Origin of the sequence: Flavobacterium sp. (assembly GCF_046155325.1) — a bacterium.
Lineage (GTDB): Bacteria > Bacteroidota > Bacteroidia > Flavobacteriales > Flavobacteriaceae > Flavobacterium.
Genome location: NZ_JBJXDQ010000109.1, coordinates 22,003 through 28,155, shown reverse-complemented (window position 1 = coordinate 28,155; position 6,153 = coordinate 22,003). Strand labels below are relative to the sequence as shown.

5 protein-coding genes are annotated in these 6,153 nt (G+C 31.9%); 4 read left to right on the top strand and 1 reads right to left on the bottom strand.

Going from position 1 to position 6,153, the window contains the following annotated elements; genetic code table 11:
* The 4 genes from ACKVOD_RS07555 to ACKVOD_RS07540 form a co-directional block, all read left to right on the top strand.
* The coding region (locus tag ACKVOD_RS07555; RefSeq protein ID WP_409208863.1) for a CusA/CzcA family heavy metal efflux RND transporter at positions 1-2,619 on the top strand (2,619 nt) is incomplete at its 5' end.
* Position 2,620: 1 nt separating this feature from the next.
* Entirely contained in the window at positions 2,621-3,823 is a 1,203-nt protein-coding gene (locus tag ACKVOD_RS07550; protein ID WP_409208862.1) for an efflux RND transporter periplasmic adaptor subunit, read from the top strand.
* Positions 3,824-4,045: 222 nt separating this feature from the next.
* Positions 4,046-5,173, top strand: a complete 1,128-nt coding sequence (gene bshA, locus ACKVOD_RS07545) for an N-acetyl-alpha-D-glucosaminyl L-malate synthase BshA (protein ID WP_409208861.1) — start codon at positions 4,046-4,048, stop codon at positions 5,171-5,173.
* A gap of 2 nt (positions 5,174-5,175) precedes the next feature.
* A complete protein-coding gene (locus tag ACKVOD_RS07540; RefSeq protein ID WP_409208860.1) occupies positions 5,176-5,601 on the top strand; it encodes a protease complex subunit PrcB family protein in 426 nt (141 codons plus the stop codon).
* Positions 5,602-5,655: 54 nt separating this feature from the next.
* Here ACKVOD_RS07540 and ACKVOD_RS07535 read toward each other — a convergent pair whose 3' ends face one another.
* Positions 5,656-6,144 carry a hypothetical protein gene (locus tag ACKVOD_RS07535; protein WP_409208859.1) on the bottom strand — a complete coding sequence of 163 codons (489 nt, stop codon included), beginning with the start codon at positions 6,142-6,144 and terminating at the stop codon, positions 5,656-5,658.
* Between the last annotated feature and the right edge of the window lie 9 nt (positions 6,145-6,153).

The following is a 6,153-nucleotide window of genomic DNA, read 5'->3' as shown; positions in this document are numbered from 1 at the left end:
GTAGAAACCCGAGTTTTACCAGGAAGTAATTTGCAAACTTCAATGACGGCTATTTCACAAGGCGCAAAAATACTATTAGAAAAATTTCCAGAAGTAGAAAAAGTAGTTGGTAAAACAGGAAGCTCCGAAGTGCCAACCGACCCAATGCCAATCGATGCCAGTGATATGATGGTTATTCTAAAAGATAAATCCGAATGGACATCGGCATCAACTTTTGACGAATTATCCGAAAAAATGGCAAAGGAACTCGAAGCCGTTCCGGGCGTTTCTTATGGTTTTCAATATCCTGTTCAAATGCGTTTTAATGAGTTAATGACAGGCGCAAGACAAGATGTGGTTTGTAAAATATTTGGAGAAAACCTCGATACTTTAGCATTATATGCCAACAAATTAGGAAAGATTGTTACCACCGTACAAGGCACTTCAGACCTTTATGTAGAAACCGTTACAGGAATGCCACAAATTGTAATTGACTATAATCGCCCAGCAATTGCCCAGTATAATTTGAATATTGAAGACATTAATAAAGTAGTAAATACAGCGTTTGCAGGACAAAGTACAGGATTAATCTATGAAGATGAAAAACGATTTGATTTAGTAGTTCGTTTGGCTGGAGAAAAAAGAAAAGGTTTAGCCGATGTTCAAAATTTATTAATCCCAACGCCAAATGGTTCTCAAATTCCATTATCACAATTGGCAAAAGTTGAAATTACCGAAGGTCCAAATCAAATTCAACGTGAAGATGCCAAACGCAGAATTGTAGTTGGGTTTAATGTTCGGGGTCGCGATGTGCAAAGTATTGTCAAAGAATTACAAGACAAAGTAGGAACGCAAATTAAGTTTCCAGCAGGTTATTATCCTACTTACGGCGGTGCTTTTGAAAATTTAGAACAAGCAAAAAACAGATTATTAATTGCAGTTCCTATTTCGTTAATCCTCATTTTTATTTTATTGTTTTTTGCTTTCAAATCCGTAAAACAAGGATTACTTATTTATTCCGCTATTCCGTTATCAATGATTGGTGGAATATTCTTTTTAGCACTTCGTGGAATGCCTTTTAGTATCAGCGCAGGAGTTGGATTTATTGCCTTATTTGGCGTGGCGGTTTTAAATGGTTTGGTATTAATAGCCGAATTCAACCGCATAAAAAAGTCAGGCGAAACCGATTTAAAAGCAATTGTACTTCAAGGAACAAGAATACGTTTGCGACCTGTTTTAATGACAGCACTTGTAGCATCATTAGGATTTTTACCTATGGCATTAAGTAATGGTTCAGGTGCAGAAGTTCAAAAACCATTGGCAACAGTCGTTATTGGAGGATTAATTATTGCTACATTCTTAACTTTATTTGTCTTGCCAATTTTATATATAATGTTTGAAAAAGGAATTAAATTAAAACCAAGAAAGAAAAATTCAATAGCAACAATCATTGTATTGGGAATGTTTTTTTCTTTTCAAAATACCAACGCACAGGAAAAAATCTCTTTGGATAAAGCCATTGAAACCGCATTGCAAAATAATTTGGAAGTTAAAACACAAAAGCTCAATTCAGACTATTTGCAAAAAATGACCAAAACAGGTTATGATATTCCCAACACAGGAATTATTTCCGAATACGGTCAGTTTAACAGTAATGCGAATGATATTAAAGTGGGTGTTTCACAAAGCATAAAATTTCCAACTGTCTACAAAAGACAAAAACAACATTTAATAGCACAAGCCAAAACAGGTGAATGGAACGAAGCTTTGCAAAAAAAGGATATAACCAAGCAGGTTACAACCGTCTTTTATGAACTAGTTTATCTAAAAGAAAAAGAAAAATTATTGCAAAAAAGCGATAGCATCTATTCCGAATTTTTAAGAAAATCAACACTTCGTTTTGATAATGGCGAAAGCAATGTTTTAGAAAAAGCAACTGCCGAAAACCAATCGGGACAAATCAAAATTCAATTACAAGAAGTACAAAGTGATTATAAAATAATTCAAGCACAATTTAAATATCTATTGAATGACGATAAAGATTTTGTACCATTTTCCGATAAATTTAAAATGACTTTTGACGAAAAATTAACAGATAATACAATAACAAATTATCCAAGTATTAAATTATACGAGCAAGAAGTAACCATTAATAAAGCAGAAATTGATTTAGAAAAGTCAAAGAAAATGCCTGAACTTATTGGTGGTGTTTATTGGCAAACATTCAAAGCAAATACTAATTTTCAAGACAGTTACAATGGTGTTTATGGTCAATTTGGTGTTGCCTTGCCCTTATTCAATTCATCCTTTAATAACAAGAAAAAAGCGTTAGAAATCAACACTCAAATTGCCGAAAATGATTTGAATAACGAAAAACTAAAACTGCAATCACAGTATCAAGAATTGCTTCAAGAGTATAAAAAACAAAAAGCAACTATTGAATATTACGAAACCAAAGCATTAAAAAATGTAGATTTAGTAGCCAACGCAGCTAATAAAAAATTCATTAATGGCGACATCAATTATTTTGAATGGGTAATGCTTATCAATCAAAATACCGAAATCCAAAGCAATTATATTGAAGCCGTTAGAAAGGGAAATGAAACCATAATTAATTTAATGAACTTAACATCAAAATAAAATGATCAATATAAAACAATTAATACAAGGAAATAATAAAATTAAAGTGAATATCGTCATTTTCTCTTTTCTATTTTCTTTACTCTTTTTTCTTTCTTCTTGTGGTAACAAAAAATCCGAAGAAGAAGCAACTGACCCGAGCAATAGCAAACAGGCGAAGCAAAACGCAACTATCGAAAACACTACTACACTTACCGATGCGCAAATAAAAAACGCTGGTATTCAAACAGGAAAAATAGAGCAAAAAGAGATTTCGGCAACATTAAAACTAAATGGTAAAATAGATGTGCCACCACAAAATTTGGTTTCTATAAGTGTGCCAATGGGCGGATATTTAAAAAGCACCAAATTATTAGAAGGAATGCACGTAATAAAAGGGCAAATTTTGTGCGTTGTCGAAGACCAACAATACATTCAATTGCAAGAAGATTACTTATTAGCCAAAGCAAAAATTGGTTATGCCAAAGCTGAATTTGAACGCCAAAAAGAACTCAACCAAAGCAAAGCTAGTAGCGATAAAGTGTATCAACAAGCACAAGCCGAATACAATTCACTATCCGTAATGGTGCAATCATACAGCGAAAAATTGAAGTTCGCAGGAATAAATCCGAACAATGTATCCACAAAAAACATTTCAAAAAGTATCAATGTATATTCGCCAATAAGCGGTTACATTTCTAAAGTCAACGTAAACACAGGTAAATATGTAAACCCAAGCGATGTTTTATTTGAAATTGTAGATCCTACTGATATTCATTTAGCATTGACGGTTTTTGAAAAAGACATTGATAAATTGGCAATTGGTCAATCGCTTTTGACATACACAAACAGCAATCCCGAAAAAAAATATCCTTGTAAAATTATATTAATTGGTAAAGATTTTTCAGAAAACCGAAGCACTGAAATGCACTGTCATTTTAATAATTATGATAAAACACTTTTACCAGGAATGTATATGAATTCCGAAATTGAAGTAAAAAGCCAACAATCAAATGTATTGCCATCCGATGCAATTGTAAGTTTTGAAAACAAAAATTATGTTTTTGTCGCTAAAGCAAACAAGCAATTTGAAATGAAAGAAGTAACTGTTGGAAATACAGAAAATGAATTTACTGAAATTCTTTCAGACGATTTGAATGACGTAAGTATCGTAATAAAAGGAGCTTATGCACTTTTAATGAAAATGAAAAATGTGGAGGAGTAAGATTAGTAAATCACAGCTAAAAATCGAATTATTCCCTAGAAAAAACTTTAGGAAACTATGAATAAACTATTTTAAGCTTTTAGTATCGATCGAGTTAGCAGTCTATTGATTATTTACATAAAATTAGGAGGCTCCCAATGAAGTATTGAAGGTTTAATTTTAACTTTATTTTATAGTAAAAACACCTTAATCTCCTTAATTTCGTTCCAATAAAAATCATATATGAAAATAGCAATAGTTTGTTATCCAACTTTCGGCGGAAGTGGCGTTGTCGCTACAGAGTTAGGTCTCGAGTTGGCTCGTCGTGGTCACGAAATTCACTTTATTACATATAGTCAGCCTGTTCGCTTGGCATTGCTAAACCCAAATGTATATTACCACGAAGTTAATGTTCCCGAATATCCTTTATTTCATTTTCAACCTTATGAATTGGCTTTATCGAGCAAATTGGTCGATATGGTGAAGTTGTATAAAATTGAATTATTGCATGTGCATTATGCCATCCCGCACGCTTATGCTGGTTATATGGCAAAGCAAATGCTAAAGGATCAAGGGATCAATCTTCCAATGATAACTACTCTTCATGGAACAGATATAACTCTAGTAGGTAATCATCCTTTTTATAAAACAGCGGTTACTTTTAGCATTAATCAATCTGATTATGTGACTTCCGTTTCTCAAAGTCTTAAAGAGGAAACCTTACATTTATTTGATATTAAAAAAGAAATTCTAGTAATTCCAAATTTTATTGAGTTGGATAAGAATGGAATAGATTCTTATAGCTCCTGTAAGCGCTACGTTATGGCAAATGAAAATGAAAGGATTATAACCCATATTAGTAATTTTAGACCTATAAAAAGAATTCTTGACGTGGTCAAAATATTTTATAAAATTCAACAAGAAATTCCTGCTAAATTAATGATGGTAGGCGATGGTCCAGAAAAGGAAAAAGCAGAATATTTATGTCATCAATTGGGTATTTTTGATAAGGTTATCTTTTTTGGTAATAGTAATGAAATCGATAAAATATTAAGTTATTCGGATTTGTTTTTATTACCTTCAGAAACCGAAAGTTTTGGACTAGCTGCCTTAGAAGCAATGGCATGGAGTGTTCCGGTAATTTCCAGTAATTCTGGAGGATTGTCTGAAGTTAATTTTGATGGAATTTCTGGATATTTGAGCAATGTTGGCAATACTGATGAGATGGCCGTAAACGCTTTGAGTATTTTAAAAGACAATGCTATTTTGGCTAGATTTAAGAAAAATGCATTGACTATTGCAGAAAAATTTGATATCAATGCTATTTTACCTTTATATGAAAATTTATATCGAACAGCAATAAATAAGTAATTATGAAAAAATCAATACTAATATTTTTAGTTCTGTCACTTTATTCATGCGCAACAACTATTGTTAATCCAAACAAAAAGCCTTTATACGAAGTGCTGTTAAATCAAACCTATGGAGGAGCTAATATTCGTTTTTTTGAAATTTTATCTGAACCAAATGAAATTGTAATGTTGCAAAAGGATCCAAAATTAAAAAATAGAATAAACCCAAATGATGTTCAAACATCTAATTATGTTATTTTGAACATGGGGGAAAAATCAACTAATGGTTTTAGAATAGTAATTGAAAATATAACTGAAACTGACAAAAACATTATCATTTCCACTAAAGAGATAGTTCCATTACCAGGTTCTGTTTTAATTCAACAAATTACAAATCCATTTTGTGTTGTCAAGATAAATTCTAAAAAAGAAATCTTATTTAAATAAAATATTCCTTCCCAAAAAAAGTTTCGAGAAGGAATATTTGATTTGAAATATATTTTAGAATCTATATCTAATACCTAAAGCTATATCTGGAGAAAAAGTGTTAGCATTACTATTTGTATATTTATAATCTCCAAAACCAATTTCCGGTCTTACATCAAGAGATAATTGCAATGGAATATCAAAATTATATTCAATTCCGACATCACCTGCCGCAAAAATAAAACTTCCACTGGTATTGTTACTATGACTCCAGCTCCCTAATCCTCCTCCAAATCCAGCATACCAATTGAAGTCGCCTTCAATATTCCAAACCCATTGATAAACTCCAGCCAATTTAAAAGCGTCGATTTCATTGCTATTTCTCCAACCCAAATCTATTTCCAAACGATTTACATCAGACAGTTTTTTTTGATAGCTCACTTCAGCTCCAAAACCATCATTGCTGCCTAAGCGAAATCCTATGGCGTTTTTTGAAAAATCTTGAGCTTCAATTGTAAAAGTTAACCCTGTAATCATCAATAATGACAAAATGACTTTTTTCATAATTTTTTT

Coding starts and splice junctions, on each gene's coding strand:
- ACKVOD_RS07550 (WP_409208862.1), top strand. CDS start 2,621: ATGATCAATATAAAACAATTAATACAAGGAAATAATAAAATTAAAGTG.
- bshA (WP_409208861.1), top strand. CDS start 4,046: ATGAAAATAGCAATAGTTTGTTATCCAACTTTCGGCGGAAGTGGCGTT.
- ACKVOD_RS07540 (WP_409208860.1), top strand. CDS start 5,176: ATGAAAAAATCAATACTAATATTTTTAGTTCTGTCACTTTATTCATGC.
- ACKVOD_RS07535 (WP_409208859.1), bottom strand. CDS start 6,144: ATGAAAAAAGTCATTTTGTCATTATTGATGATTACAGGGTTAACTTTT.